This window comes from Embleya scabrispora DSM 41855 (assembly GCF_000372745.1).
Taxonomy (GTDB): domain Bacteria; phylum Actinomycetota; class Actinomycetes; order Streptomycetales; family Streptomycetaceae; genus Embleya; species Embleya scabrispora.
In genome coordinates this window covers 151,568-178,031 of the sequence record NZ_KB889562.1, presented here as the reverse complement: position 1 = coordinate 178,031, position 26,464 = coordinate 151,568, and the positions used below count along the sequence as shown (strand labels likewise).

The following is a 26,464-nucleotide window of genomic DNA, read 5'->3' as shown; positions in this document are numbered from 1 at the left end:
CGACCTCGGCCGCGGTGACCTCGCCGGCCCGAATCGGCGCGCGGACCGATGGCGTCCTGCTTCGCGTACTCGTCGAGCCGCGTGCCGATCTCCGCGTCGCGAGGCGAGTCACGCCGTTGCCGGGTGGCTGCGATCGGTGGCCATCTTGACGGCGAGTCCGCCCAGGACGGTGCCCATCACGTAGCGCTGGATCCGCAGCCAGGACGGCCGCCGGGCCAGGAACACCGCGATCGTGCCCGCCGCCAGGACCAGGATCGTGTTCACCGTGAGACTGATCAGGATCTGGATGGTGCCCAGAGCGAATCCCTGGAGCAGGACGTGCCCGGCGGCCGGGTCGACGAACTGCGGGATCAGCGACAGGTACATGATCGCGGCCTTGGGGTTCAGCAGGTTCGTCAACAGACCCATCGTGAACAACCGCCGATTCGAGTCCGGCGCGAGCTCCTGCGGGGCGAACGCCGAAATGCCACCGGGCCGCAGCGCCTGCCACGCGAGCCAGCCGAGGTAGGCCGCACCGGCGAGCTTGACCGCCATGTACAGCTCCGGCACCACCAGGAACACCGCGGACAGGCCGAGGTTGGCCATCGACATGTAGATCAGGAAGCCGAGCCCGACGCCGAGCAGCGATACCAGACCGGCCCGGCGGCCCTGGGTGATGCTGCGGGAGGTCACGTACATCATGTTCGGCCCGGGGGTCAGTACCATCCCGAGCGCCACGGCGCTCACCCCGAGTATCGCGCTGGTCTCGATCACACTTGCCCCCGCAGGTGATACGGGCGGTCGCCGCAATCGTCGCCGCCGCCGTTCGCTGGTCGGGCGATTGTGTCCGGTCCCCGCTTTTCCCGGCAACCGGGTTGTCCGGTGACCGGTCTCGGAGACGTTCGAGCCCACCGACCCTCGGGACCCACCATCCGTCGCTTCCGGGCCAACTCGTCCGGGAGACCGGTTTCCCGGGCCTGCGCCCGGAGGCGAGAAAAAACCCGTGGCAGGCTCGGCGCTCATCCGTCATCCTGTTGCGCGATGGGGATGATGGACAGCATGGCCGCCAAGGTGGCGCACGGCGCCACCGTCGAGTTTCGCCCGCGCGGGGCCTCCATGGTCCCGCTTATCCGCAGTCGCCAACTCGTGACCGTCGCGCCGGTCGATCCGGCCCACCTCGAAATCGGTGACATCGTGCTCGCCCGGGTCGCCGGAAAGATGTACCTCCACCTGGTCTCCGCGCTGGACGACACCCGCGCGCGCGTGCAGATCAGCAACAACCGGGGCCGTGCCAACGGCTGGACGTCGCAGGCCCGGGTGTACGGGATCTGCGTGTCGGTGGACGGCGTCCCACGACCGGGCGCCTCCCGGAAGGTACGCGCACCGGTGTCGACGGAGTAGCCCGCGTCGAAGTCGGCCGGCGCCGCCGGCCGGTCGGCCGTCGAGTGCGCCTCGGAAACGATCGACCGGGCCGCGGGTACCCGGGTGCCGTGCACCGGGTCGCGCGCTCCGCAACCCCCCGATGGGGTTGGTCCGGTGCGCTTCCAGGTAGAGATTCAGCCATGAAGAAGCTGATCAATGCCGCCCGCGACGTCGTCCCCGAGATGCTCGAAGGGTTGGCCCTCGCCCATCCCGACATCGCGCTGCTGGCCGATGCGAACGTCGCGCTGCGCGCCGACGCCCGGGCCCACGCGGAGCGCGGCCGAGTCGCGGTGATCTCCGGTGGGGGAGCCGGCCACGAACCCGCACACGCGGGGTACGTCGGGCCCGGGATGCTCACCGCGGCCGTGTCGGGAGACGTGTTCACCTCGCCGTCCACCGACACCATCCTGGCCGCGATCCGCACCGTCGCCGGGCCGGCGGGCGTGCTGCTGGTGGTCAAGTCGTATACCGGGGACCGGCTCAACTTCGGGCTCGCCGCCGAGTTGGCACGGGCCGAGGGAATCGCCGTCGAGATCGTCGTGGTCGCGGACGACGTGGCGCTCGCGACCGGCGACGACACCGCGGGCCGGCGCGGGATCGCCGGGACGGTGTTCGTGCACAAGGTCGCGGGCGCCGCGGCGGAGGCCGGCGCGACCCTGGCCGAGGTCGCGGCCGAGGCCGACGCCGCGGCACGCGCGATCGGCACGATGGGCGTCGCACTGACCCCGGGCACGGTGCCGGCGGCCGGCCGGCCCGGGTTCGAACTCGGCGCGGACGAGGTCGAATTGGGCCTGGGCATCCACGGCGAGGCAGGCGTACGGCGGGACAAGGTCGCCCCCGCCGACGACTTCGTCACCGAACTGCTCGACCGGATCGTCGCGGAGACCGGCCTGGCCGCCGGGGACCGGGTCGCATTGCTGGTCAACAACCTCGGCGGCACCCCCACGATGGAACTCGACATCGTGTTGCGGGGCGCGGTGCACTACCTCGCGCGTCGGGGCCTGGTCCTGGAACGCGCCTGGCGCGGCTCGTTCCTGACCGCGCTGGAGATGGCCGGCATGTCGTTGTCCCTGCTCCGGGTCGACGATGCCCGGTTGACCCGGCTGGACGCGGCCACCTCGGCGCCCGCCTGGCCGACCCCGGTGGTCGGCCGCGTGGGTCGGGTCACCGTGCTGCCGGCCGCGCCCGCGCCCGGCAGCACCGACGCCGGCACGCCACTGACCGACCCGACGCCGCTGACCCGGGCGATCGAGGCCGTGTGCGCGGCGCTGACCGAGGCCGAACCGCACCTGACCGAGCTGGACCGGATCGTCGGCGACGGTGACCTGGGCATCAGCCTCGCGCGCGGGGCCGAAGCGATCCGGCGCGAGTTGCCCGGCTACGGCGGCGGTACGCCGGCCGCCGTGCTGCGCGGCCTGGCGGACACCGTGCGGCGGGCGCTCGGCGGCACGTCCGGCCCGCTGTACTCGGTGCTGCTCCTGCGCGCGGCCGCGGTCGTGGCGCAGGACACCGGCCCGCGCGGTTGGCGCGAGGTACTGGCCGCGGGCGCGCGGGCGATCGGCGAACTCGGCGGGGCGCAGGTCGGCGACCGGACCATGCTGGACGCCCTCGTACCGGCCGGTGAGACGCTGGCGGGCGGCGCGAGTCTGGCCGAGGCGATCGACGCGGCCGCGGCCGGCACCGAGGAGACGGCCGACCACAGCGCCCGCCGGGGCCGCAGCAGCTACCTCGGGGACCGCGCGATCGGCACCGTCGACCCGGGCGCCGAGGCGGTGGTGATCTGGCTCCGGGCAATCGCCGACTCGCTGGACGCCGACGAGGGGAACGCGTAACGGCCCGATCCGACCGGGCGGTGATTTCTTGACGCGCTTCGGGGCGCCGGGCGCCGGGGGCGGAGGCGACGGCGATCCGGGTGGATGCGCCGGGCTGCCCGCCTGGGCAGGGGAGTTCGAGTCGGGCTTCCGGGTGCCCGGGGCGATCACCGGATCCGTGACGGCCACCACGGCCGGGGCCGCCCTCCGGCGCGCGGGCCGCCCGCTTGCGCGCTCTTGAACCCCGTTGCCCGGGCCATCCGTTCGCGTCCCCAACCCCGCTGCCCGGCGCGCCTGTTCGGGCTCAGCCCGGTATCGCCGTCGCCGCGAGGTCGCGTAGGCACTCGTACGCGACCTGGAGGAACGGCGCCCGCGGCCCCGCCGCCGTGTTCACCAGCGCCGCCAGGGCGACCCCGGCCTGCGGGCTGAAGCCCACGAATGCGGTGAAGCCTCGGGTCGCCCCGCCGTGGAAGATCAGGTCGTGCCCGGTGCGCGGGCGCAGATTCCACACCAGGCACAGCCGATCGCCGGTGTGCGGCGCGATCAGCCGGGGGCGGCGCACCTCGACCAACGCCCGTGCGAGCGAGCCCGGTTGCACGCCGGCCGGCTCCAGGTGCGCGGCCAGGTACCGGGTCAGGTCCGTCCCGGTGCTGCGCAGCGCGCCCGCCGCGGGCAGCCCCGGCATCCGCCACGGCGGCCGGGGCCGGCCGCACAGATACCCGGTCACCTGTGGGCCGTTCGGGTCGCAGGTGGTCATCGTCAGGCCCAGCGGCACGCCCAGCCGGGAGACCACCAGGTCGGGGTAGGGCTGCCCGGCGGCGCGCGCGAGCGCGTGTCCGAGCAGACCCACGCCCAGGTTGGAATAGGACACCCGGGCGCCCGGACGCGCGTGCGGCCGGGCCCGCTCCAGCAGCGCGAACAGGCGCTTGTCGTCGTAGCCCGCGTAGGGGTTCGAGTACCACGCCGGCAGCGCCGTGCGCAGCGAACCGCGCGGCAGCCTGGGCAACCCGGAGGTATGCGTGGCCAGATGCAACAGCGTGATGTCCGAAGACCAACGCGGGCGCGCGGTCGGTGGCAGGTAGGTGATCAGCGGATCGTTCAACCGGGCCTCGCCGCGGGCGACCGCGTCGGCGAGCAGCAGCGCGGTGAACGTCTTGGTCACCGAGCCCAGTTCGAAGCGGGAGTCCGCATCCACCGCCGTCCCGCGACACACCACCGAGTGTTCGCCCGCCCGGATGGTGGCCACCACGAGCGCACCCGTCGCGGGTACGGCCCGCAGCAGCGGCGCGATCGGCGCCCCGTTCGCGTCGCTCACCCGAGTGTGGCCGCCGGCGCGGTGCCCAGTGAACGGGCCAGCGTGACGGTGCCGGCCACGACCGCCACCACCGCCGTGTGCTCGTGGTCCTTGAACGCTCGCTCCGGGTCCTCGTCCACCGGGTCCGCATCGCGCGGGAGCAGCCCGTTCGGGCGTTGCGCCGCCGCGAGCGTCTGCCACCCCTGCGCGTCGCAGACCGGTTCGGCCAGGCACGCGTCGACGATCAACAGCTCGCCCACCAGGTCGTACTGGGCCACCTCCGCCCACACGTCGACCCAGACCGGCAGCCACACCCTCAGGTAGTCGCGGATCTCGACGGGCAACAGCTCGGGGTGTGCGCCCCAGTCGGTGATGTGGAACACCGCGTGCGTCATGTTGTACGCGGTCATCCAGTCGATCACCCACGGCTCGGGTGTCCTGCCCAGCCACGAATCGGCCGCGAGCGCGGGCCAGTCCGGGCGCCGGGCCAACCCGGCGACCCGACTCGCGTTGGCCACCGCGAGCCGGCGGTTGGGCATCATCTCGATCGCGTGCACCGACCGCAGCTCGGACAGGTGGACCAGCAGCCGATCCATCCGCTCGTGCCGGATGCCGGCCCGGACGAAGTGCGCGTACGTCTCCAGCGGATCGGTCATCAACGGGTGCCGCACCTGGCGTTCGTACAGGAAGTCCCCGTTGCGGAACTGCCCCCACGCGTAGTCGATCAACGCGCGGGCGGCGGCCAGGTCGCCGGGTCCGGCGACGCCCTCGCGCAGCACCAGGGAGCCGGCCAGCGCGATCTCACCGAGCGGCTTGTACGCGCTGTCGCGGTCGTTGAAGTCGACCACGGTGTGCGTGGGCAACGGGCCGAACCGGGCGTTGTCCTGGAGCCAGCGCAGCGCCCGCGAGCCGATCGTGTGGGCGGTCTTGAGCACGTCGCCGCGCACGAGTCCCCCGGTCATGACTCCTCCAGTCCGGTCACGTGTTGGGCGATGCGGGTGTCGAGCACGGTGCGGGTGCTGCCGCCGCCGAACAGGCGCACATGGCGCAGCAGCGGGTCCAACTCCAGGGGGGAGTCGACGCCGTCGGCGGCCAGCAGGGCGAGCCAGCGGGCGATCCGCGCGGCGGTGCGGTAGTCGCGGCGCAACATCGCCCGCACCACTCCGCGGGCCAGCGAGTCGGCGTTTCGCCGCGCCGCGGCGTGGATCGGGCCGTCCAGGCCGGGCAGGGCCAGGGAGGACAGTTGGGCCATCCGCACCGACCAGGCCTGCCAGGTCGTGGCGTCGGCGACCTGGGCGCCGTCGCCCGGCAGGGGCACGTCCAAGGCCAGGCCGAAGCGGGTCAGGGTGCGGGCGGTGGCCCAGTCGCGCCAGGTGATGATCCACGCGGTCTCGGGCGAGGCGCCCAGCGTGTCGGGCGGGAACAGGGAGAAGGCGCGGGCGGCGGCCTCGGCTTGATCGGCCGGCAGCGGCGTGCCGCGCAGTACGTGCGGAGCGAATGCGTCGGAACCCAGCACACGCAGGCCGGGCAGGTCGGCGTCGGGGTCGTGGGGGTCGGCCAATCGAGGATCGGCGGGGGCGAAGCCGGCGGGTACGACCGTGCCCTCGACGTCCATGAGGACGCCGAGGGCACGACCTGCCACTCGCTCGACCGCCGCCGTGTAGTCCTCGTGTGGCGAGGTGTCGGCGAAGGGCATGGGTGAGATCAACTTCCCGTCGAAACCGGTGATGTCATGGACATCTGAGCCGGCCTAGCGCTCCTTCGGGGGCTTCGGCGACAGCAGTAGGCCGAGCAGCAGCAGTCCGGCGCCGATGTCTTCCGGCACGAACAGCGGCGCGTCACTGATGGTCGTCTCCTCCTCGATCATGAGCGTCGCGACGGTACCCGCTTGGGTCGGCGTGACGGGCGCGGACTGACGGATGTCTTGAGTAAGCATCGGGTGCTCCCTCATCGTGGCTTCACCGCCGGGCTCGGCGATGCCCCCGTGCTCTGACCATAGGCAGTTTCTGCGGCGAATCGCATCATTTGGTGACGTGTTGCCGACATTGCGTTGATGCGTGGGGGCGTGTGTCGGGGGCGTGTCAGGGGGAGTGCGTTTCGTTCGCGTCGTGTCCGACCGGATGCGTTCGGCGCGGCTGCCGCGTCCGGTGAATCGGCGCTCACCAGGGCGTTTTCGATGTTCTTCAGGGGGTGATCCGGGCCAGGGCGCCGATTTCCAGGGCGACCCAGACTGCGCCGTCCGGGCCCTGTACGAGGCCGTGTGGTTCGGCTCCGGGGATCGGCAAGTCGTACTCCGTCAGAGTGCCCCCGCCGGCGAGTCGGCCGACTCGTCCGGTGCCCCATTCGGTGAACCAGCAGTGGCCGGCCGTGTCCAGCGCCACCGCGTGGGGGCGAGACCGCGGGTCCGGGAGCGGGAATTGGCGGTAGTCCCCGGTGGGGCCGAGCCGACCGATCGCGCCCGCGCCGATCTCGGTGAACCACAACGAGCCGTCCGCGGACGCCGCGATTCCGACCGGGGCGGCGCCCTTGGTGGGCAACGGATGCACCGTCACCCGGCCGTTCGTGGTGATTCGCCCGAGCGCGTCGGCGGCGTTCAGCGTGAACCACAGCGCGCCGTCGGCACCGGCGGTGATCGCGGAGGGGAACGCGTCCGCGATCGGCAACGCGAAATCGGTGGCGTTGCCGGCCGGGTCGATCCGGCCGATCCGGTTCGCGGCCGTCTCGGTGAACCACAGCGCGCCGTCCGGCCCGGAGGTGATCCCGAACGGACCGGATGCCGCGGTGGGCAGGTCGAAGTGGGTGACCGCACCGGCGGTGGTGATCCGGCCGATGCGATGTGCCTTGTACTCGGTGAACCACAGTGCGCCGTCCGGGCCCGCAGTGAGGACGGTCGGTCCGCACGCGGGGTCGCCGAGGTCGTGGGTGGTATGCGTCCCGGCCGGGTCCAGCCGGTCGATCCGGCCCGCGTGCACGAGGGTGAACCACAGTGCGCCGTCCGGGCCCAGGGTGATCGCGTACGGGCCGGACTCGGACCCGGCGAGCGGGAGTTCGCGGATGGTGGTGGTCGTCATGCGAGGGTTCCCTCGGTCGGGCGGATCGGGGTTCCGGTGAAGCGCCGGGGCAGGGTCCGGTCGTGGGAGGTCGCGACGAGCGCGCCGGTGAACGCGCCGGGCGGGGGTTGGGCGGACGGCTGCACGGGGTTGATGCGGCTAATGCAACATGGTTGCATTAAGGTGAGCATGGCGGATGGAGGAGCACTAATGCAACTGGGTTGCTTTTGGTCGGTCCGGATGTGGTCGGCGCGGATGCGGATCGCGGTGGGGTCGGGGGTTCGGTCGGTGGGGGACGGCGCGTGAGTGGCGTCGGTGGGGTGCGGCCCGGTGGGCGGACGGCGCGCACGCGGGACGCGGTCCGGCGGGCGACGTTGGCCGAATTGGCGGAGAAGGGCTTCGACGGGCTGACCGTGGAGGCCGTCGCCGCGCGCTCGGGAGTGCACAAGACCACGGTGTATCGGCGCTGGCGGAATGCCGCCGGGCTGGCTGCGGACGCGTTGGATCTGGCGGCGGAGGAGCCGTGGCCGCTCCCGGACACCGGCTCCGTGCAGGGTGATCTGCGGGCGATCGCCGCGATGGTGGTGAGCGGATTCGAGGACCCCGACCGAGGGCCCACCGCGCGGGCGTTGGTGGTTGCGGCGGTGCACGAGCCGACCATGGGCGAAGCCCTGCACGGGTTCCTGGTGGGCCGGCTCGGGCAGGCCGAGGAGGTCGTCGAACGGGCGATCGCGCGGGGCGAGTTGCCGGCCGGTACCGATGCGGGCGAGGTGGTGCGCACGGCCGTGGGCGCGCTCTACTACCGGTTGTTCATCACGCACGAGCCCGTCGACGCCGGGCAGGCGCGGCGCTCGGCCGACGCGGCGGTGGTGGCGGCGCGCGCGGGGGTGTTCGTCCGCGACGAGGCGTGAGCGGGCCGCTGTCGCGAGGTCGGCTCACGCGTTGTCGCGGGCCCTCGATCGGCACCGGGCGGACGAACCGATCGGCGAGGATTTCGACTTCGACGACGACCCGTGGACGCACAGGCGGTCGCCTCGGCCGACCGCGCTGTTCCCGGGACCGATCGAGGACTGAACCGCGTCTTCGCCCGGCGGCGCGTGGTCAGCAGAACTCGTCGAGCAGGCGATAGAACTCCAGGCGCTTCGGGTCGAGGGTGTCCCGCGGGTCGTAGCGGGCCAGGAAGCGGGCCACGTGGGCGGGGGAGTACTGCCCGTTGTCGTCGTCGAGGAGGCTGCGGGTGAGCAGGGCCGGGTCCGCGTGCCGGTCGGTGCGGCCCAGTCGGCCGAGGTCGATCAGGCCGCTCACGCGCAGGGTTTCCGGGTCGAGCAGGACGTTGGGCGGGGAGTAGTCGCCGTGGCCGACGACCGGCTCCTCGTCGGCCGGCATGGTCGCGATCAGTTCGGCCAGGAGTTCGGCTTCGGTGCGGCCGACGCGGTGTTCGTCCAGGTCGTCGAGGTCGACCAGGCCGGCCGCGAGGGCGTGCTCCGCGGCCGGGACGGTGACCGCGAGACTGCGGTCGAACGGGCATTCCTCGACTGGGAGTTCGTGGAGGGCGCGGGCGGTGTCGGCGAGTGCGTCGACGACGGCGTCGCGTTGGTCGACGGGCCAGAGGTCGTCCGCCGAGCGGCCGGGCACGGCACGGGTGAGCAGCCAGCCGACGGGCGCCTCGACGTCGTGGTCGAGGATCTCGGCGACGGGAATCCCGTGCTCGGCCGCCCACAGCCCGCGGGCCAACTCGGCGGAGAGATGGAAGCCGGAATCCGGGTGCGCGCTCGGCGTGCCGACCTTGAGGTAGAACTCCTCGCCATGCCGGCGCAACCGATGCACATCGGTCCCGGAGGCGCCCACCGTGACCGGTTCCCAGGCATACGCCGCGAACCGGCGCCGAAGATCGTTGGTCATCACGACATCCTCACTCGCGCGACGCACCCCCGCCGGCGAATTTTCACGCGGCCCCGGGATCACCCATCGGGCAGGCAGCGCGCCCGCCGTGGTCGCCACCGCCTCGCCGGTCGGCAGGCCGCCCGGACCGTACGTCGAGGTGATCAGCGGGCCCGGCGCATGCCGGGAGTGGGGTGCGGTGGCGGGGTCAGAGTTCGAACCAGCCGGTGCGGACGTGCCAGTGGCGGCCGGCGCGGAGGTGGTCGCCGATGGCGCGCTGGAGGGTGGTGTCCCGGGGGAGGGACTCGGCCGGCAGGTCGGGGTCGCCGAAGACGAAGCCGATCGCGGCGGTGTCGTCGCAGGTTCGCTCGGACGACTCGGTGTCCAGGTGGAAGCGGCGCTGGAAGCGGATGATGTTGGAGTGCTCCGGCAGGTATTCGCCCAGTTGTGGATCCAACAGCCACGAGCCGCACACCGCGAGCCGATAGCGCTCGGTCGGGAAGTGACGCGGGAAGAACTCGCCGGCCAGGCGCAGCGATTCGTCGCACGCCGCAGGGGTCAGCGGGCCGTGGAAGTCCGGGATGTGCAGCGCGAGCGCGGGATCCTGCGGCCGGTAGGCGAGGCCCTGCTCGGCGGCGCTCGTGGCGGCTCGTTCGAGCACCGACGAGCGTTGGAATTGCAGCCTGCCCAGCTGATACAGCTCACCGCGAAAGTGCAGCTTGGGCCAGTGCAGCGCGAGCAACCCACCGGTGCCGCGTCGACGTCGGTGCACCGCGAGGTGCCGGCCGAGGTCGGCGAGCGTACGGCGGGAGACGTCGGCGGGGATGCCGAGGGAGCGATGATAGGCCAGCACGAACGGGCGCGCGGCGATGAACACGTACACATGGAACCAGCGCCCGACCGGGCCCGACGCGGCCGGCAGCGGCGGGACTTCCAGGTGCTGCTCGACCGTGCCGATACCCGCGACCAAGGCCCGGACAGCCTGCTCGAACAACGCGCGCAGCTCCGGATCGGCGAGCAGCCCCGCCCGGGTCGCGACGAGTTCGTTGAAGTCCTCGTGTGGGACGGCCAAGTCCAAGAGCGCCGCGACCAAGTCGTCGTCCGCGGGCAGGGCCACCTCGACACCGGTCGCGAAATCGGCCAACCCGTCCACCCACGCGGCCAGCCGCGGCTCCGCACGAAGCGACTCGACTCGAAGCGACGCCGCGCCGTCGGGCGTCGGGCCACTCGGCCGGCGCCGGTCGACCGCCGCCCCGGATCCGGTCCTGGCACCGCGCCATCGCCGGCCGGCGGTCCCACGCCATCCGGTCACGCGGTGGGTGTCCGTAGATCGATGGAGCAGAAGATCTTGTCGTAGCGGGCCGAGCCGATGGCCACGAAGTCGTGCAGCCGGCCGTACTCGACGAAACCGAGCGAACGGTACAGGTGCAGCGCGTTCACGTTGTCGCCGCGGGCGTCGAGGGTGAGGATCTCGATCGCCTCGGCGCGGGCGTCCTCGATCAGCGCCATGGTGAGCAACCGGCCGATTCCGCGACCGTGTGCCGACCGGGCGACCGCGAGCTTCTCCAGGTCGGCGTTCGGGCGGTGGGTGGGGCGGGTGTACCGGCGCCAGTAGCCGAACCCGAGCAGTTCCTCGCCCGCGTAGGCGAACCGCACCGACGCGTTGCCCGCGCGCTGGGCCGCGGCCAGGTCGGTGAGCAGTGCGGCCACCTCGGCACGCGGGGGCGGGGCCACCCAGCCGAGCGCGGCACCGCCCAGGACCAGTTCGCTCAGGATCGTGTGCACCGGCTCGACCGCATGCTCGATGGCATCCGGTGCGCGCACCACGAACCGTCGCCCGTTCCGGTCCTCGTCCCGGTTCGTGCTCGTACCCGCCGTCGTGGTCCCGGGGGGGGCACCCGCGTTCGTGTTCACCGTCACGCAGGCAAGGTTATTGAGTCCGGATGGATCGTGGGGAGCGGGGGCGCCGGCCGAATCCGGCAGACTGTGCGGGTGAGTGGAACCGTATTGGTCCTCGGGGGCCGCAGCGAGATCGGATTGGCGGTCGCCGAGCGGCTGGCCGCCCGCGGGGCGCGGACCATCGTGTTGGCGGCGCGCCGCAGTTACGACCTCGACGACGAGGAGGCGCTGCTGCGCAAGGCCGGCGCCCGGCACGTGGATCGGGTCGAGTTCGACGCCGACGACCTGGCCGGGCATCGGCCGATGCTGGACGAGGTGATCGCTCGGCACGGCCCGTTGGACATCGTGGTCACCGCGTTCGGCATTCTGGGCGATCAGCGCCGGGCCGAGTCGGACGCGGCGCACGCGGTCGCCGTCGTACACACCGACTACACGGCGCACGTGAGCGTCCTGACCCACCTGGCCGGTGTGCTGCGGGCGCAGGGGCACGGCCGGTTGATCGTGTTCTCGTCGGTGGCGGGTGTGCGGGTGCGCCGCGCGAACTACGTGTACGGCTCGGCCAAGGCCGGTCTGGACGGCTTCGCGAGCGGCCTGGCCGACGCGCTCGAGGGCAGCGGGGTGCGGCTGCTGCTGGTTCGGCCCGGCTTCGTGGTGGGTCGGATGACCGAGGGCATGTCGCCCGCGCCGCTGTCCAGCACCCCGGACCAGGTGGCCGACGCGACGATCCGGGCGTTGCTGCGCGGGAAGGGCGAGGTGTGGGTGCCGGCCGTACTGCAGCCGGTGTTCGCGGGCATGCGGCTGGTGCCGCGGCGGGTGTGGCGCAGGTTGCCGCGCTGATCGGTCGGTGGATGTGGTCCGGGCAGGGGCGGGCGGCGGACGCCGCCCGGTGTCGTCGCGGGCGGTGGGTGTCTGTGCCGAGTGCTTATGCCGGGTGCCTGTGGTGGTCAGAGCAGCGGGGTGTCGGTGTCGATCGTGGTCAGGAAGTCGTCGAGGGCCTGGAAGATTTCCCACTCGGGGCAGCCGGAGGCGGTCGCGAGCAGCCTGATCAGGTCCTGTTCCAGGGCCGTGACCCGCTTGCCCTTCCACGCCTTGTCGGCCAGGCTCACGAGCAGTTCGTCCGGATCATTCGGATTCCACGCCGCGTGCGTGCGGGCGAAGCGGGCCCGGGCGGGCGGCACACCCTGGGCGGTCAGCAGGTCGTAGCCGGCCTGCTCGTGGCACGACCCGGGGCCGGCCAACTCCGCCGGGTGCAGGGTCTTGCCGATGTCGTGGGTGGCGGCGCCGAACAGCACCGCGTCGCGGTCGAAGGCCAGGTCCGGGTAGGCCGCCTCGATCCAGTCGCACAGCCGGTACGCGACGTCGTGCACGATGCGCAGGTGTTCGACCAGGCGTGGGCAGGGCGTGAGTTGATCCAGAAGGACGGCCACTTCGGGGGGCAGCGGACGGAGCTTGGCGGAGGTCACCCGCACAGGGTAAGAGTCCCGCCACGGCATCAGGAAGCGGGGCCGCCCAGCGCCAGGGTCGGCGCATCGCCCATCACCACGACCGGGTGTGCCGCCGGGTCCAGTGCGCGCAGCAGCTCCGGCAGCGCTTCCGCCGGCAGCGTGACACAGCCGTGGGTGGGTCCGCCGTGGTCGATGTGCAGCCAGATGCTGCCGCCGAATCGATCGCCACGTGGGCGGGTCGGGTCCAGTGGCGAGGTGCCGCGGACCCGGTTGTAGTCGATCGCGATCACGTGGTCGAAGGTGCCGGCGAGCGGTTCTCCGGCGAACCCGATGCCGTCGATGGCGAAGTCGTCGGAGCGGTCGTAGGACAGCCTGGTGCCGGGGTCGGGTCGCAGGCCGCCGGCGTCGGTGAGGGTGAAGACACCGATCGGCGAGCGGAGATCGCCCTCGTGGTGGTCGTGCGTCCAGCCGAGCCGGCCGTTGCGCGCGGGTTGGCCGCCTTGGGTGTGCCAGCCGCTCGGGCCCCGGGTCCACAACGAGGCCGTGGCGCGGTCGTTGTCCGGGTGCTCGCCGGCCACCAGCAACAACTGGGTGGTCTCGGCCGGGATTTCGGCTGCCCAGCGGGGGCCGATGCCGGTCGGGACGGCGGCCGGCATCGGCGGTTGGGCCGGGATCGGATCGGCGGTGGTGCCGGTGGCGGTGCTCGCGACCGTGCGGGCGTCGTTGCCGGGGCCGGATCCGGTGATCAGGGCGTTGCGGGTGGAGGGCACGGCGATCAGGGCGAGCGCGATGGGGGCCGTGCGGAACAGCGAGCGTCGGGAGATCGTCATTCGCCCACGACTACCCGCTCTCCGCGACCTACGCGTGCACGGTGACGGGTGTGTCCGGGGGCATCACCCGGTCGGCCCTGTTCGGGGTCACTCATTGGGGGAGGCTTTGGTGGTGCTGGGGCGGGTGTTGTGATTGGTGCCGCAGTGAGCGCTTCGGCGGGTGCTTCGAGGGTGCTCTGTGGGGGCTTTGGTGGGAACCGGTGGTCGTTTTGGTGGGCGCTGCGAGGGCGCGCCGCGGCGGGCGAGGGTCATATGTCGCGGAATCGGCGGTGGGGCCGGGTGTCGGGTGCGGGTGGGCCGGTGGGATGGTCGACGGGATCGGATGTCGGAAAGGGGAGCGATGCGGGTCGGCGTGCTTGGGGTCGGGCGGATCGGGGCGTTTCACGCCCGGGCGCTGAGTGGGATGGAGGCGGTCGAGCGGGTCGTGGTCGCGGACGCGGACCACGGGCGCGCCGAGGCGTTCGCGGCGCGAGCCGGGGTCGAGGCGACGCGGTTGCCCGAGGTGTTCGCCGGGATCGACGCGGTCGTGATCGCGGCGCCGACGGCGGCACACGTGGAGCTGTTGCGCCGGGCGGCGGACGTGCGGCTGCCGATCCTGTGCGAGAAGCCGATCGCGCTCGACCCGACGATCGCGCGCGAGATCGTCGAGTACGTGCGGGCACGCGGCGCGGAGCTCCAGGTGGGCTTTCAACGCCGGTTCGATCCGATGTACATCGCGGCTCGGACGGCGGTGCGCGCGGGCACGCTCGGCACGCTGACCCGGGTGCACGCGGTGAGCGTGGATCGTCGGCCCCCGCCGCCGGAGTTCGTGCCGACCTCGGGTGGTATCTACCGGGACACGCACATCCACGACTTCGACATCGTGCCGTGGGTCACCGGCATGCCGATCGTGGAGGTGACCGCGATCGGCGCGAACCGGGGCGCGGCGGTGTTCCGCGAGTACGACGACGTCGACGTGTCGGCGGTGCTCTTCCGCCTCGCCGACGGCACCCTCGGCACCGCGCACGCGGGTCGGCAGCACGAGCCGGGATACGACGTACGGCTCGAACTGGCGGGCACGGACGGTACGCACGCGTGCGGCGGCGTCACCGAGGGCGATTTCCTGACCCGATTCGGCGACGCCTACCGCGCGGAACTCGCCGCGTTCGTCACCATGGCCGCCGGCGAAATCCCCAGCCCGTGCCCCGGCCCGGACGCCATCGCGGCCCAGTCCGTGGCCGAGGCGTGCGTGGTGTCCCGCCGGGAGGGACGCACGGTGCGGGTGCGATAGGGCCGGCTGTCTGCGGGTGTGGCCGCCATTCCCGCAGTGTGCTTGCCGGGCCGGGCGGTGTGGACCCGCGTTGACGGGCCCGCCGCGCGGACCGTACCGACCCGCGCCCGCCGTGCCCACCGCGCCCGACCTGTGCTCGCCCGATGCCGACCTGTGCTGATCGACTGCTACGGCAGGGTGAGGATTTGTGGGCCTTCCTCGGTGATTGCGATGGTGTGTTCGATGTGGGCGGCTCGGGAGCCGTCGGCGGTGTGGATGGTCCAGCCGTCCTTGGCGGTGAAGTAGCGGTCCTTGCCGCCGGCGATCAGCATCGGCTCCAGGGCCAGGGTCAGCCCCGGGCGCAGCAGCATGCCTCGACCCGGGCGGCCTTCGTTGCTTACGTGCGGGTCCTCGTGCATCGTGCGGCCGATGCCGTGGCCGCCCCAGCCCTGCGGCATGCCGTAACCCGCACCGCGGGCGACCGCGCCGATCGCGGCGGAGATGTCGCCCAGGCGCCCGCCGGGGACGGCCGCCGCGATGCCCGCCTCCAGCGCGCTTCGGGTCGCGGCGATCAGCTCGAGGTCGCTCGGACGGGGTGTGCCCACGGTGAAGGTGATCGCGGCGTCGCCGGTCCAGCCGTGCAGCGTCGCGCCGAAGTCGATGCTCACCAGGTCGCCGTCGCGCAGCCGGTAGTTGTTCGGGATGCCGTGTACCACCACGTCGTTGACCGACGCGCAGATCACGCCCGGGAACGGCACCGGGGCGGACGACGGCTTGTAGCCCAGGAACGGGGACGTGGCTCCCGCCTCGCGCAGTACCGCGTGGGCGACCTCGTCCAACTCGTTGAGCGACACGCCGATGGCGGCGACCTTGCGGGTCGCCTCCAAGGCGATTCCCACGATGCGGCCGGCCTCGCGCATCGCGGCGATTTCGGCTCGGGTTTTTATCTCGACCATGAGGTCCCCTCCTCGACCAATTCTTATACCGGTATTAGTATCACGCTCATGGTGCGAACCCCACTGACCCCACTGGAGCGCGAGCGCGGCCTGCATCTCGGCGCGTTGTTGCGTAGCGCGCGCGGAGATCGCAGCATCGGCCACGTTGCCGTTGCGGCGGGTCTGTCTCCGGAAACGCTGCGCAAGATCGAGACCGGTCGCGCTCCCACGCCCGCGTTCTTCACGATCGTCGCGCTCGCCCTCGAACTGGACCTCTCACTGGACGAGGTCGCCGCCGCGTGTGTGATCCCGGATCCCGACGCACTCTCGGCTTGAGGCTGTCCGGGTGCTCGGTTCGGTCGGCGGAGCCCGGCCGACGATTCACCTGCGAAACCGTGCCCACGACGCCCGCGTAGCCGGGCCGATGGCGCGCCCGCCGAGTCGGGGCCACGACTCGTTCATCCGGCCGGGTCGACGGTGCGCCCGCCGGGCCGGGTCCACGACTCACGCGTGGAGCCCGGCCCGCGACTTGCTCGCCGAGTCGGGGGCGGTCACGCACCGCCCCCGCTCTGTGGAGCGCCGTGTCGGAGGTTGTTGGCCTGCGACCGTGCTCGGTCAGCGGCTCGCCCGCGTGAGGCCGAGCAGTTCGCGACCCCGTTCCGGAGTGCACAGCGGGCCCAGGACCGGGTCGCCCAGCAGTGCGACCGGCGCGAGGTGATCCGGGCCCAGTGGCCGCCAGTGCGGCAGCCCGCCCAGTACCATGCGCCAGGCCGCGTCCCCCGCACCCGCCTCCGCAGCCGTGCGAGCCTGCGCGAGCACCTCTGCCCATGGGCCGTCCGGGTCACCGTCGCCGATCGCCGCGCCGCCGAACCGCTCGCGCAGCTCGTCGAGTTCGCGCTCGAAGATGCTCTGCGCCAGGGCGGGCCGCCGTTGATCGCGGTCCAGCGCGCCGAAGGCCGGCACCAGTTCGCGGCCGATCAACGCGCGTCGCGCCGGATCGTCCTGCTCGCCGCGCACGATGGTGGCGAAGGCTCGTTTCGCCTCCACCGACCCGCCGAGCAGCGCGTGCAGTTGAAAGCGGAGCAACTCCGCACGAAGGCGGCCGAACGCGCTGCCCTGTTCGAATACCGCGAGCGGCTCGTCCACCGCGCCGGCCAGACAGGCCACCCTGGCCTCCTCGATCCGCACCTCCAACGCCCGGGACGTCGCGTTGTCCGGCTTGCGCAGCCGGTGGAACGAGCGGTACTCGTTCCGCATCAACGCGGCGAACCCGGCGTATCGCCGCGGCACGTCACCGGTCCACGAGGCATGGAAGTACGCCGTCCACTCGCCGTCGGCGTCCACCTCGCCCGGATCCAGCAGCAGCACCGCGGCGTCCCCCTCCAGCGAGATCTGCAGCGCGCGGCCGAAGACGGCGCGGAAGTGCTCGTCGTCCTCCGACTCGAGCAGAATCCGGCACCATTGGGAGGACAATTCCCGGAACGGGCCCACCTGTTCGGTCGAGCCCAGGGCGTAGATGAACTCGCCCACGTTGCGCCACCCGTTGCTGATCGCGAGGAACGAGCGGTACGACGGCGGCAAGGGCTGTGCCAACCGCTCCTCCAGCGCCCGGATGCGCTCCTCGCCGGCCGGCGCGTACCCGAGCCAGCCCGCCGCTCGCGCCGACTGCGGGAAGACCTCGGCCTCCTCCGGCTCCAGTGCGTCGATCCACTCCTCGCTCCACGTCCGCAGAAACGGAAGCCACTCCATCCCACTCACCCGATCCCCCATGCACGCCACTGTTCGAACACATACTCCGGCGGCACCAGATCCTGCCAATGATCAGCGACTCCCGTTGCGTCGAGGCCCCTTCGGGCGTCAGGACGCGTGGTCGGACCAGGATCAGCGCGAGCCCGGCGGTGGCCGTGGCGAGCGCCGCGACGCCGTACATCACCGCCGAGGCGCCCGCCGCGTATGCGTGGTCGCCGGCCTGGCGGCGGGCATGTTGTGTGGTTGGCCCCGGTGCGCGCTCGCGATCGGCGGCAGCCCGGTCGCCGCTGGTACCGCCGCGCCCGGCTCCCGGCGGGCTTGCGCTCGGCGCGGGTGAAGTTCGAGCTCGGCGTCGGTCCTGGCAGGCTGGTCGGCACAGCGCCACGCGGTGGCCCGGTTCGCCCGGCGCCGGCTCGGCTCGCCACACGGCGGTCCGTCGCGAAGCGGACCCGAGGAGAAGGAGCACCGTCCGTGCCCATGCCGAATGCCGAGACTCTCGCCTGGCTGCGCGAACTCGTCGGCGACGTCCCGATCGAGCCCATGGGTGTCGGGGCCAACCGGCTCTACGCCGTCGGCGACCTGGTCCTGCGGGTCTTCCATGACACCGACCGACTGGCCGCCGACCCGTGGTACCGGCCGGAGCGGGAGGCCCGCACGTTGCGGCTGCTGGCGGACACCGCCGTCCCCGCACCGGAGTTGATCGCGGCCCGCCTCGACGGTCCGACCCCGGCGCTGTTGACCACGCGCGTACCCGGCACGCCCGAGCCGCCGGGCGATCCGGCCGTACTGCTCTCGTGCGCGGCCGAGTTGCTGGCGACGATCCATGCGGTGGATCCGACCGACGCAGACCCGGCGGCGTACGCGCCCTACTACGACCCGGCGGTCGACGGTGCGCGGACCGTGCCGAGCTGGACCACGCGCCCGCGCGTGTGGCAGCGGATGTTTGCCGCGCTGGCCGAGGAACCCCCGGACGCCGCAACCGGTTTCATCCACCGGGACTTCCACGCGGAGCAACTGCTGTGGCTGGACGAGCGGATCGCCGGGGTCGTGGACTGGACCACCGGATGTGTCGGCCCGCGCGGCATCGACCTGGCGCGGTTCCGGCTCAATCTCGCGCTGACCCACGGGGTGGCCGTCGCAGAGGAGTTCCTGCCCGCCTACACGAAGGCGTCCGGCCGGACCGACGACCACCATCCCTACTGGGATCTGCTCGACGCGGGCGACGCGCTGCTCGACTGGCCGGAGCCGGAGACCCGTGCGCAGATCGTCGAGTGGCAGCGCTTCGAGGCGTGGGTGGGCCGCGCGGTACGGACGCTGCCCAAGGGCTGACACGAGGGTGACACGGGCCCGGGGCCGGGACTCGGGCAGCCGAAAGGGCGGTCGACGCGAGGTCGACCGCCCTTGTCGCCGTACCGGTGGCTCAGCCCACCGACTGCTTCTCCCGCTCCGGCGCGTCAGTACTTTCGTCCGTCACGTCCGCGCGCGCCGCCTGGGTGCGGGCCCGGTTCGGCAGGATCAGGCCGACCAGGATCGTGCCCACGGCGAGTACGATCCCGCCGACCAGGCTGGTGTGCGCGACCGCCTGGGTGAACGCGTGATCGGCGGCCTGGACCAGTGCGTGAGCCTGCTGCGGGCCCGCGACCCGGCCGACCTGATCGGCCGCGGCGAGCGCGCCGCCGATCGAATCCGTGGCGACGTCCATCGCGGCCGGCGGCAGCTTGCCCTCGACGGCCTTGGTCAGCTCCGACTCGTAGGAGGTGGCCAGCACCGAGCCCAGGATCGCGATGCCCAGGGCGCCGCCCAGTTCCACCGCGGTGTCGTTGACGCCGCCGCCCGCGCCCAGTTCGTTCTCCGGGAACGAGCCCATGATCGCCTCCGTGCACGGCGACACGCTGAGGCCGATGGCGACACCGAGCAGCAGCAGTGGAGCCAGGAAGTCGGCGTAGCCGGAGCCGTCCGAGACGCGCGTCATCAGCAGCACACCGATCGTGCCCAGCGCCATGCCGGTGGTCACCGTCACCCGCATGCCCAGCCGCGGGGTGAGCTGCCCGGTGGCGATCGCGCCCAGGCACACCGCGCCGGCCAGCGGCAGCAGTCGCACACCGGTCTCCAGCGGGCTGTACCCGAGCACGAACTGCAGGTGCTGGGTGAGGAAGTAGATCGCGCCGAAGGTGCCCAGGAAGAACAGCAGTACGGCGAGCATCGAGCCGGAGAACACCCGCTCGCCGAACTTGCGCAGGTCGAAGATCGGGCGCGGGTGCCGCAGTTCCCACGCGATGAACGAGGCCAGACCGAGGACGAAGACGACCAGCGCGGCCACCGGGCCGCCGCCCCAGCCGAAGTGCGGACCCTCGATGATCGCGTAGACCAGCGAGCCCAGCGTCGCGATCGACAGCGCGCCGCCGACCAGGTCGAGCCGGCCGTAGTCGTGCGCCTTCGACGGCGGGACCACGAACAGCGCGGCGACCACGGCGATCAGCGCGACCGGCACGTTGATCAGGAACGTGGAACCCCACGCGTGACTCTCCAGCAACCAGCCCGCGAGCAGCGGGCCGAGCGCGATCGCCAGGCCCGAGGTCGCGGTCCACGCGGTGATCGCCTTGGCCCGCTCGCTGCGCGGGAAGGACGCGACCAACAGGGACAACGTCGCGGGCATGATCACCGCGGCACCCAGGCCCATCACCGCGCGAGCGATGATCACGCCCGACGTCGAGTGCACCAGCGAACCGCCGATCGAGCCCGCCGCGAAGATCACCAGGCCGGTGATCAGCGCGCCGCGCCGGCTGTACTTGTCGCCGATCGCGCCCAACACGAGCATCAGCGCCGCGTACGGAACGGTGTAGGCGTCGATCACCCATTGCAGGTCGCGACTGGACAGGCCCAGATCGCGGGTCATGTCGGGCGCGGCCACGATCAGCGACGTGTTGGCCATGACGATGATCAGCAGGCTCAGGCAGAGCACGCCCAGCGCCCACCAGCGGCGCGAGTACGGCCGGTCCATCCGGTCGACCGGCGTGGTGGCGAATACGGACATCAATCCGCCTTTCGGGACAGGCGGCCGGCGTAGCCGCAGTAATTGCACAACAATGTGCAACTTAGTTGATTGCACAACGCTGTGCAAATATGCTGGAACAAGTCGGTGTGAATCGGGTGATTCTCCGACTCGGCGCGGGGATCGATGCCGGCGGGAGCGAATTTCTGGCAGGCTCCAGGTCACCCCAGGAAGGAACGCGCGATGCAGACGAAACCGGGAGCCGAGCGGGCTCCGGCCGAGGCCGGCCACGCGCAGGCGGCCGCCGCCACGCCGCCTCGTCGGCGCCACGCGCAGTCCAATCGGGCGCGCATCCTGGCGGTGGCCCGGACCGAACTGATCCGGGACGCGGACGCGTCGATGGACGACATCGCGCGGGCGGCGGGCGTGGTGCGGCGCACCGTGTACGGGCACTTCCCCAGCCGTGAGGCGCTGGTCGCGGGCCTGGCCGAGGAGGCACGGCGGGACATCCTGGGTGCGGTCGAGGGCGCGATGCGGGACGAGGACTCGCCCGAGGAGGCGGTGGCCCGCTTCGATCTCGCCGCCTGGCGCGGCGGTGATCGATATCGGCTGCTGATCAGCTTCGCCCAGCGCAATCTGGACGACGGCGGGATCCCGGCCATGTTGGCGCCGGTGCGGGAGCGTTCGATCGAACTGATCGCCGCGGGTCAGCGCACCGGCGTGTTCGCCGACCACCTGCCGGCGCCGGTGCTGGCGCTCGCGCTGGAGGGGATGTGCGTGGCACTGCTCCAGGCGGTGAACGAGGACGTGAAGGTGACCGCGGTGGACCAGGCGGTGGCTTCGTTGGTCGCGCTGGGCGTGCCGGCCGACCGGGCGGTCGAGGTGGTCACCCGGGTCGCCGCTGCGGACGAGGCCGAGGCGGCGGACACGGTTTGAACCTCGTCCGGCGGATCTCGGCCGCGCCGCTCCGCCACCGCCGAGATCCGCCCTGCGGGCTCCTCGCCGCGCCCACCGCATCGGGCAGGCAGCGGAAGGGAATCGCAGCGCGGTCGCTTCGCCGGCACGGCGAGGCACGGTCCGGGACGACTCGGCCCGATTCGGCGATGTCCGGCGGTGCCGGCTGGTCGGGTCGGGTCGGGGTGGCGGTGTGGTGTGTGGCGGTTGTCCTCGTGCCCGGGTACCGAACGGGCTCAGCCGTTTGCCGACCCTTCGAGTGCGCTACGGGCCGCGGCGGCCCAGTGCGGCGCCGCGGCCCGGTGGGCCGGTTCGAGTGCGCGCCGGTAGTGTTCGCGGGCCCGGTCGGGTCGGCCGGTCGCCGTGCACAGGTCGCCCGGATGCCGGGCGACGGGTCCCAGCGTGAGCAACCCGCTGCCTGCGCCCGCCAGTTCGGCCGACGCGGGCAGCAGGTCGGCGTGGATCCGGGCCATTGCCGGCCGGTCGTCGAGCGCGGCCCTCGCGGCCAGGCACAGGCGGGCTTCGAGGAGCAGGTCGCGAGGTGACTCGGGCAACCGTCGCAATGCCCGGGCCGCCTCGTCCCGCCGTCCGAGCGCGAGCAGTTCGAGCGGACGAATCCAGGGTGCGTCCGGGTCGGCCTCGGCCTCCGGTGTCGGTTCGACCGGGTGGTCCGCCTGGACTCGCAGGCACGCGAGCGCGAACGACAGGAAACCGTCCGCCAATCCGTGCATGCCGGTATCCGGCAGCCGGGCCGCGAGAGCCCGGTACGCGGCTGCCGCCGAATCGGGGCGGTCAGCCGCAGCGCGGCCCAGCCGTCGGTGAAGACCGAGACGAGCGGGACCTCGTAGCGCTCGGCGAGCCGGTCGGCCGCCTCGGCCTGTCGATCGGCGGCGGCGAAGTCGGTACGGGCCGCCGGCGCCCGGACCAGCCCCATGACCGCTTCGAGTCGCGCCCGGGCCCGGTCGGCGTCGGGGCCCGCATCGGCCGGGGCACGGTCCAGCGCGTCGACCGCCGCGCGCCACAACCGGGCCGCCTCGTGCGGGGCGAAGCGCCGCTCGGCCCGCTCGGCGGCGGCCCGGGTATGGTGCGCGGTCCGCTCGGCCGGTACCCGGCCCTCGGCCCGCACGAAGTGGTGGGCGAGCGCGTCGACATCCTCGGGACGCAGGCGTTCCAGGACCTGCGCGGCGGCGGCGTGCCGGCGGACGCGGCGCATTGATCGGTGGCGACCCGGACGCCTTCGTCGGCCACTTCCCGGACCTGTGGACCAACGATCCGGCGGCCATTCCCGCCGACATCCGGGCCGCCTATCTGCGGGCCTCGCGAGAGGCGATTTCCTCGATCGTGGCCGACTACCGCGCTTCGGCGTTCATCGACGTCGAACACGACGAGGCCGACCGCGTGGCGGGTCGGCGGCTGCGGATGCCGGTGGCCGTACTCCAACAGGACCGGGGTACCGCGCTGGGCTTCGACGCGGCGGCCCGGTGGCGGGCATGGGCGCCGGACCTGCGGCACACCACGGTCTCGTGCGGGCACTTCATGGCCGAGGAGGCGCCCACCCAGGTGGCCGGGGCACTGCGCGAGCTGTTTCGCTGATCACGCCGATGGCGTCGTCGGGGGTCGGCCCGAATCGGTGACCAGGGCCGGCAGGTCGCGCATGGATTTGAAGACGGTGGTGTTCGGACCCTCCAGCAGGTGCGGCGCGATCAGGTCGCTCGCGTAGGCGAACGAACGCATCCCGGCCGCGCGGGCCGCGAGCAGGCCGTTGACGCTGTCCTCGACCACCACGCACCGCTCGGGGGCCACCCCCATGCGGGCCGCGGCGTGCAGGAACACGTCGGGCGCGGGCTTGCCGTGGGCGACCTCGCTCGCGCTGAAGATCCGGCCGGCGAACCGGTCGTACAGGCCGGTGCGGCCCAGGGTGTGCGCCATCTTGTCGTGGCTTCCGCTGGAGGCCACGCACGTGGGCAGGCCGAGTTCGGCGAGGGTGTCCACCGCGTACTCGATGCCCTCGACCGGACTCAGCGCGGTGTCCACCTCGATCCGGTGCAGGCGCTCGAAACCACGCGTCCACTCGGCGGCGGTGTCCGCCCCGACGCGCTCGGCGATCTGCTCGGCGATCGACGTCGAGGAGCGGCCGACGAACCGCTCGATCACCTCGGCCGGAGTGAGCGGCCAGCCGTGCTCGGCGCCCAGTGCCACGTGCACGCGGATGGCGATCGGCTCGCTGTCGACGAGGACGCCGTCGCAATCGAAGATGACGAGTCCCACAGAGTTGATCATGAACGGAGCCTAGAGCGCCACGCCTCCCGAGCGGCGTGGGGGGCGGACCAGGGCGGAGTTTCCGTGGAGATTTACTGGACTCCGTCAAGGTAATCCGGCATGGTCGGCGCATGCCTCACCACACTCCCGTCGCTCTCGTCACCGGCGCCAGCCGCGGCATCGGCCGTTGCGGAGCCATCGCCCTGGCCCGCGCCGGCTACGACGTCGTACTTACCGCCCGCACCGTCCGCGAGGGGGAGGGCCGCGGCGGGCCCACCTCGTCCACGGCGGATCCGACGCCGTTCGCGATTCCCGGCAGCCTGGAGACCACCGCCGGCGAGATCGAGGCGCTGGGCCGGCGGGCGCTGCCGATTCGCATGGACCTGATGGACAGGCGCTCCATCCTCGACGCCTGCGACGCGGCCCTGGACGCCTGGGGTCGGATCGACCTGCTCTTCAACAACGCCATTCACCAAGGCCCCGGTGCGATGGACCGAATCCTCGACCTGCCGATCGAGGCCGCGCAGGACCTGCTCGTGGGCAATTACCTCCATCAACTCGTGCTGATCCAAAGGCTGTTGCCGCACCTGCTCGAACACCCGCGCAGCCACGTGATGAACATGACCTCGGGCTCGGCCCGACTGAATCCGCCCGGTCCGGCGGGCGCGGGCGGCTGGGGTGTCGCCTACGCCGCGTCCAAGGCCGCGTTCGGGCGGGTCGCCGGCGTACTGCACGCGGAGTATCGCGAGCGTGGGCTGCGCGCGTTCAACGTCGACCCCGGCTTTGTGCTCACCGAGTCGCAGAAGGCTCGTGGATCGAGCGGCCACCTCCAGGCCAACTTCACCGCGGCCACGCCCGACATCCCGGGCGAGATCGTCGGCTGGCTCGCCACCGCCGCCGACGCCGATCGCTTCGCGGGCGAGACGGTGTTCGCCCAGCGAGTCTGGAAGGAACTGCATCCGGCCGACGCGTGAGCGGCCGCGCGCGCTCCGACGGTTGCGGGCGATCCCACGCTTGCGCGCGGTCCCTCCGATCGTGCGACGCCGAGGCCGCGCCCGGTCCGTGGCCGCGCCGTCCGGCGCGAACGTCCGGCGCGAACGGCCGGCACGATACGCCCGGGCGGGCGCGGCGCCCGGTGGGCCGGCGCGCCCGAGCGGGATCGCCGTCGATAGGGTCGCACGATGGCCACAGTCGTCGAACTGATCTGCTATCCGATCAAGGGCTGCGCCGGCACGCCGTGCGAGCGGGCGCTGCTGACCCCCGCCGGCCTCGCCCACGACCGCGCCTTCATGGTGGTCGACGGGGACGGCGTCTTCCGCACCCAGCGCCGCGATCCGCAACTGGCGAGGATCCGCCCGCACATCGACGCCGCCGGCGAACGCCTCACCCTGCGTCGACCCGACGCCGCCCCGGTGACGATCGAGGTGGACACCACCGGTCCCCGGGGCGACGTGCACCTGTTCGGCAACCCGTTCCGGGGCATCGACCAGGGCGACGCGGCCGCCGACTGGCTGTCGCAGGCGCTCGGCGCGGAAAGCCGGCTGGTCCGCGTGCCGCCGGAGCACGCGCGGGTGACCGACGGCGCGATCCCGGGCACCGCCGGCTACGCGGACAGCTCGCCGCTGCACATGCTTTCGCGCACCTCGCTGGACCTGCTCAACGCCCGCCTGGGCGAGCGTGGCGAGGCGCCGCTGCCGATGACCCGCTTCCGGCCCAACGTCGTGGTCGAGGGCTGGGCCGAGCCGCATACCGAGGACCGGGTCCGCCGATGCACGGTCGGCGAGGCCGAACTCGGCTACGCCAAGCTCGCGATCCGCTGTGCGGTCACGCTGGTGGACCAGGAGACCGGCATCAAGGCGGGCCGGGAACCGCTGCGCGCCTTCGCCGACTACCGGCGCGCGCCCCAGGGCGGGGTGGCTTTCGGCGGCAAGTTCGCCGTACTGCGGCCGGGCAAGTTGTCGGTCGGCGACGAACTGGCCGTCACCGAGTGGGGTACGGCCGAGGTGTAGCGCGGCGGCCGCCGCGCCGCTGCCCGACGCGGCGGCGTCGGTGTGCTCAGCCGAGGTCAGGCCGGCCGGGCAGGAGCACGACGCCGACGAACCGCGCGGCGCTCGTGCCCTCGTTGCGGTAGGCGTGTGCCCGGTCGGCCGCGAAACGCGCACACGCGCCGGTGGCGACGTCGACGCGCTCGCCGGCCACCTCCAGGGTGAGGGTGCCGTCCAGGACGGTGACCAGTTCCCGCACGCCCGCGCCGTGCGCCGCGCTGACGTGCGTGTCGCCGGGCGCCAGCGTCCAGCGCCACAGCTCGGCCGAGACCGGCGGGTCGCTGCCGATCAACAGGTCGCCGTGGCCGCCGTGTTCGCCCCGCCACAACCGGGTGCCGGCGCCCGCCGGGACCACCTCGACGATCGGCGCGGGCGCCCGGTCGACCAGGCCGGTCAGCGGCAGACCGAGCGCGTCGGCGATCCGGGCCAGGGTGAGCACGCCAGGGTTGCCCCGGCCCTGTTCGACGCCCACGAGCGCGCCCTTGCTCAGGCCGCTGCGCGTCGCGAGCGCCTCCAGGGACCAGCCGCGCGCGGTGCGAGCGGCGCGGACGTTGGCCGCGATCGCGCGGCTGACCGCGGTTTGACCGGGATCGGCCAACGGGTCATTATTTTGTTCCATGTGGTTCACACTAATGGACCACGGCCCGATCGGGTCGACAGCTCGCGGAGG

At 72.6% G+C, this 26,464-nt stretch carries 29 protein-coding genes; 12 read left to right on the top strand and 17 right to left on the bottom strand.

What is annotated here, in order from left to right:
• Window positions 1–108 precede the first annotated feature (108 nt).
• A complete protein-coding gene (locus A3IC_RS0102815; protein WP_205354170.1) occupies window positions 109–705 on the bottom strand; it encodes a LysE family translocator in 597 nt (198 codons plus the stop codon).
• A 333-nt stretch (window positions 706–1,038) separates the two neighbouring features.
• On the opposite strand from A3IC_RS0102815, the gene A3IC_RS0102810 reads away from it, so the two are divergent.
• Window positions 1,039–1,380 (top strand): S26 family signal peptidase, encoded by a 342-nt coding sequence (locus A3IC_RS0102810; RefSeq protein WP_245599130.1) that lies wholly within the window; start codon window positions 1,039–1,041, stop codon window positions 1,378–1,380.
• Between the two features lie 161 nt (window positions 1,381–1,541).
• Window positions 1,542–3,233: a dihydroxyacetone kinase subunit DhaL gene (gene dhaL, locus A3IC_RS0102805; RefSeq protein ID WP_020548544.1), complete on the top strand. Its 1,692-nt coding sequence runs from the start codon at window positions 1,542–1,544 to the stop codon at window positions 3,231–3,233.
• Between the two features lie 283 nt (window positions 3,234–3,516).
• On the opposite strand, the gene A3IC_RS0102800 is transcribed toward dhaL, so the two are convergent.
• The 5 genes from A3IC_RS0102800 to A3IC_RS0102780 form a co-directional block, all read right to left on the bottom strand.
• Window positions 3,517–4,527: a serine hydrolase domain-containing protein gene (locus A3IC_RS0102800; protein ID WP_020548543.1), complete on the bottom strand. Its 1,011-nt coding sequence runs from the start codon at window positions 4,525–4,527 to the stop codon at window positions 3,517–3,519.
• Entirely contained in the window at window positions 4,524–5,468 is a 945-nt protein-coding gene (locus tag A3IC_RS66625; RefSeq protein ID WP_020548542.1) for a DUF6895 family protein, read from the bottom strand. Before A3IC_RS66625 ends, A3IC_RS0102800 begins: the two co-directional genes overlap by 4 nt.
• A complete protein-coding gene (locus A3IC_RS52160) occupies window positions 5,465–6,202 on the bottom strand; it encodes a hypothetical protein (protein WP_020548541.1) in 738 nt (245 codons plus the stop codon). Before A3IC_RS52160 ends, A3IC_RS66625 begins: the two co-directional genes overlap by 4 nt.
• A gap of 54 nt (window positions 6,203–6,256) precedes the next feature.
• Window positions 6,257–6,442, bottom strand: coding sequence for a hypothetical protein (locus A3IC_RS63835; RefSeq protein ID WP_026217813.1), 186 nt, complete (start codon window positions 6,440–6,442; stop codon window positions 6,257–6,259).
• 247 nt (window positions 6,443–6,689) lie between these two features.
• Window positions 6,690–7,577 (bottom strand): Vgb family protein, encoded by an 888-nt coding sequence (locus A3IC_RS0102780; RefSeq protein WP_020548539.1) that lies wholly within the window; start codon window positions 7,575–7,577, stop codon window positions 6,690–6,692.
• Between the two features lie 281 nt (window positions 7,578–7,858).
• Between A3IC_RS0102780 and A3IC_RS0102770 the strand changes: the two genes are divergently transcribed.
• Window positions 7,859–8,467 (top strand): TetR/AcrR family transcriptional regulator, encoded by a 609-nt coding sequence (locus A3IC_RS0102770; protein WP_106668766.1) that lies wholly within the window; start codon window positions 7,859–7,861, stop codon window positions 8,465–8,467.
• A gap of 190 nt (window positions 8,468–8,657) precedes the next feature.
• Here the strand turns inward: A3IC_RS0102770 and A3IC_RS0102760 are convergent, their stop codons facing one another.
• The 3 genes from A3IC_RS0102760 to A3IC_RS0102750 all read right to left on the bottom strand — a co-directional run bounded on the left by A3IC_RS0102760 (window position 8,658) and on the right by A3IC_RS0102750 (window position 11,357).
• The gene (locus tag A3IC_RS0102760) at window positions 8,658–9,458 is read right to left on the bottom strand and encodes an APH(3') family aminoglycoside O-phosphotransferase (protein WP_020548535.1); all 801 of its coding nucleotides are present in this window, start codon (window positions 9,456–9,458) and stop codon (window positions 8,658–8,660) included.
• Window positions 9,459–9,645: 187 nt separating this feature from the next.
• Entirely contained in the window at window positions 9,646–10,581 is a 936-nt protein-coding gene (locus A3IC_RS0102755; protein WP_026217812.1) for an acyltransferase domain-containing protein, read from the bottom strand.
• Between the two features lie 164 nt (window positions 10,582–10,745).
• Entirely contained in the window at window positions 10,746–11,357 is a 612-nt protein-coding gene (locus A3IC_RS0102750; protein WP_020548533.1) for a GNAT family N-acetyltransferase, read from the bottom strand.
• 72 nt (window positions 11,358–11,429) lie between these two features.
• Here A3IC_RS0102750 and dprE2 point away from each other — a divergent pair, with 72 nt between their 5' ends.
• Window positions 11,430–12,173, top strand: a complete 744-nt coding sequence (gene dprE2, locus A3IC_RS0102745; protein ID WP_026217811.1) for a decaprenylphospho-beta-D-erythro-pentofuranosid-2-ulose 2-reductase — start codon at window positions 11,430–11,432, stop codon at window positions 12,171–12,173.
• Window positions 12,174–12,280: 107 nt separating this feature from the next.
• On the opposite strand, the gene A3IC_RS0102740 is transcribed toward dprE2, so the two are convergent.
• A complete protein-coding gene (locus A3IC_RS0102740) occupies window positions 12,281–12,805 on the bottom strand; it encodes an HD domain-containing protein (RefSeq protein WP_020548531.1) in 525 nt (174 codons plus the stop codon).
• Window positions 12,806–12,828: 23 nt separating this feature from the next.
• Window positions 12,829–13,611: a L,D-transpeptidase family protein gene (locus tag A3IC_RS0102735; protein WP_020548530.1), complete on the bottom strand. Its 783-nt coding sequence runs from the start codon at window positions 13,609–13,611 to the stop codon at window positions 12,829–12,831.
• Window positions 13,612–13,903: 292 nt separating this feature from the next.
• On the opposite strand from A3IC_RS0102735, the gene A3IC_RS0102730 reads away from it, so the two are divergent.
• Window positions 13,904–14,881, top strand: a complete 978-nt coding sequence (locus tag A3IC_RS0102730; RefSeq protein WP_281174452.1) for a Gfo/Idh/MocA family protein — start codon at window positions 13,904–13,906, stop codon at window positions 14,879–14,881.
• Between the two features lie 167 nt (window positions 14,882–15,048).
• On the opposite strand, the gene map is transcribed toward A3IC_RS0102730, so the two are convergent.
• Window positions 15,049–15,816, bottom strand: a complete 768-nt coding sequence (map, locus tag A3IC_RS0102725) for a type I methionyl aminopeptidase (protein ID WP_020548528.1) — start codon at window positions 15,814–15,816, stop codon at window positions 15,049–15,051.
• Between the two features lie 48 nt (window positions 15,817–15,864).
• Between map and A3IC_RS0102720 the strand changes: the two genes are divergently transcribed.
• Entirely contained in the window at window positions 15,865–16,131 is a 267-nt protein-coding gene (locus tag A3IC_RS0102720) for a helix-turn-helix domain-containing protein (protein WP_020548527.1), read from the top strand.
• Between the two features lie 279 nt (window positions 16,132–16,410).
• Here A3IC_RS0102720 and A3IC_RS61725 read toward each other — a convergent pair whose 3' ends face one another.
• Window positions 16,411–17,565, bottom strand: coding sequence for an SMI1/KNR4 family protein (locus A3IC_RS61725; protein ID WP_158695781.1), 1,155 nt, complete (start codon window positions 17,563–17,565; stop codon window positions 16,411–16,413).
• A gap of 456 nt (window positions 17,566–18,021) precedes the next feature.
• Here A3IC_RS61725 and A3IC_RS52150 point away from each other — a divergent pair, with 456 nt between their 5' ends.
• Window positions 18,022–18,873 carry a phosphotransferase family protein gene (locus A3IC_RS52150; protein WP_020548525.1) on the top strand — a complete coding sequence of 284 codons (852 nt, stop codon included), beginning with the start codon at window positions 18,022–18,024 and terminating at the stop codon, window positions 18,871–18,873.
• 91 nt (window positions 18,874–18,964) lie between these two features.
• Here A3IC_RS52150 and A3IC_RS0102705 read toward each other — a convergent pair whose 3' ends face one another.
• Window positions 18,965–20,578, bottom strand: coding sequence for an MFS transporter (locus A3IC_RS0102705; RefSeq protein ID WP_020548524.1), 1,614 nt, complete (start codon window positions 20,576–20,578; stop codon window positions 18,965–18,967).
• A gap of 201 nt (window positions 20,579–20,779) precedes the next feature.
• Between A3IC_RS0102705 and A3IC_RS0102700 the strand changes: the two genes are divergently transcribed.
• Window positions 20,780–21,472, top strand: a complete 693-nt coding sequence (locus tag A3IC_RS0102700) for a TetR/AcrR family transcriptional regulator (protein ID WP_020548523.1) — start codon at window positions 20,780–20,782, stop codon at window positions 21,470–21,472.
• Between the two features lie 254 nt (window positions 21,473–21,726).
• On the opposite strand, the gene A3IC_RS0102695 is transcribed toward A3IC_RS0102700, so the two are convergent.
• On the bottom strand, window positions 21,727–22,221 hold the full coding sequence (locus A3IC_RS0102695) for a hypothetical protein (RefSeq protein ID WP_020548522.1): 495 nt from the start codon (window positions 22,219–22,221) through the stop codon (window positions 21,727–21,729).
• Between the two features lie 305 nt (window positions 22,222–22,526).
• On the opposite strand from A3IC_RS0102695, the gene A3IC_RS0102690 reads away from it, so the two are divergent.
• A complete protein-coding gene (locus A3IC_RS0102690) occupies window positions 22,527–22,706 on the top strand; it encodes a hypothetical protein (RefSeq protein WP_020548521.1) in 180 nt (59 codons plus the stop codon).
• Window positions 22,703–23,083 (top strand): alpha/beta fold hydrolase, encoded by a 381-nt coding sequence (locus A3IC_RS0102685; protein ID WP_020548520.1) that lies wholly within the window; start codon window positions 22,703–22,705, stop codon window positions 23,081–23,083. Before A3IC_RS0102690 ends, A3IC_RS0102685 begins: the two co-directional genes overlap by 4 nt.
• On the opposite strand, the gene A3IC_RS0102680 is transcribed toward A3IC_RS0102685, so the two are convergent.
• Window positions 23,084–23,770: an HAD family hydrolase gene (locus A3IC_RS0102680; RefSeq protein WP_020548519.1), complete on the bottom strand. Its 687-nt coding sequence runs from the start codon at window positions 23,768–23,770 to the stop codon at window positions 23,084–23,086.
• Window positions 23,771–23,880: 110 nt separating this feature from the next.
• Here A3IC_RS0102680 and A3IC_RS0102675 point away from each other — a divergent pair, with 110 nt between their 5' ends.
• Window positions 23,881–24,723, top strand: a complete 843-nt coding sequence (locus A3IC_RS0102675; protein WP_020548518.1) for an SDR family NAD(P)-dependent oxidoreductase — start codon at window positions 23,881–23,883, stop codon at window positions 24,721–24,723.
• Window positions 24,724–24,930: 207 nt separating this feature from the next.
• Window positions 24,931–25,758: an MOSC domain-containing protein gene (locus tag A3IC_RS0102670; protein ID WP_020548517.1), complete on the top strand. Its 828-nt coding sequence runs from the start codon at window positions 24,931–24,933 to the stop codon at window positions 25,756–25,758.
• Window positions 25,759–25,804: 46 nt separating this feature from the next.
• On the opposite strand, the gene A3IC_RS0102665 is transcribed toward A3IC_RS0102670, so the two are convergent.
• A complete protein-coding gene (locus tag A3IC_RS0102665; protein ID WP_020548516.1) occupies window positions 25,805–26,413 on the bottom strand; it encodes a helix-turn-helix domain-containing protein in 609 nt (202 codons plus the stop codon).
• Between the last annotated feature and the right edge of the window lie 51 nt (window positions 26,414–26,464).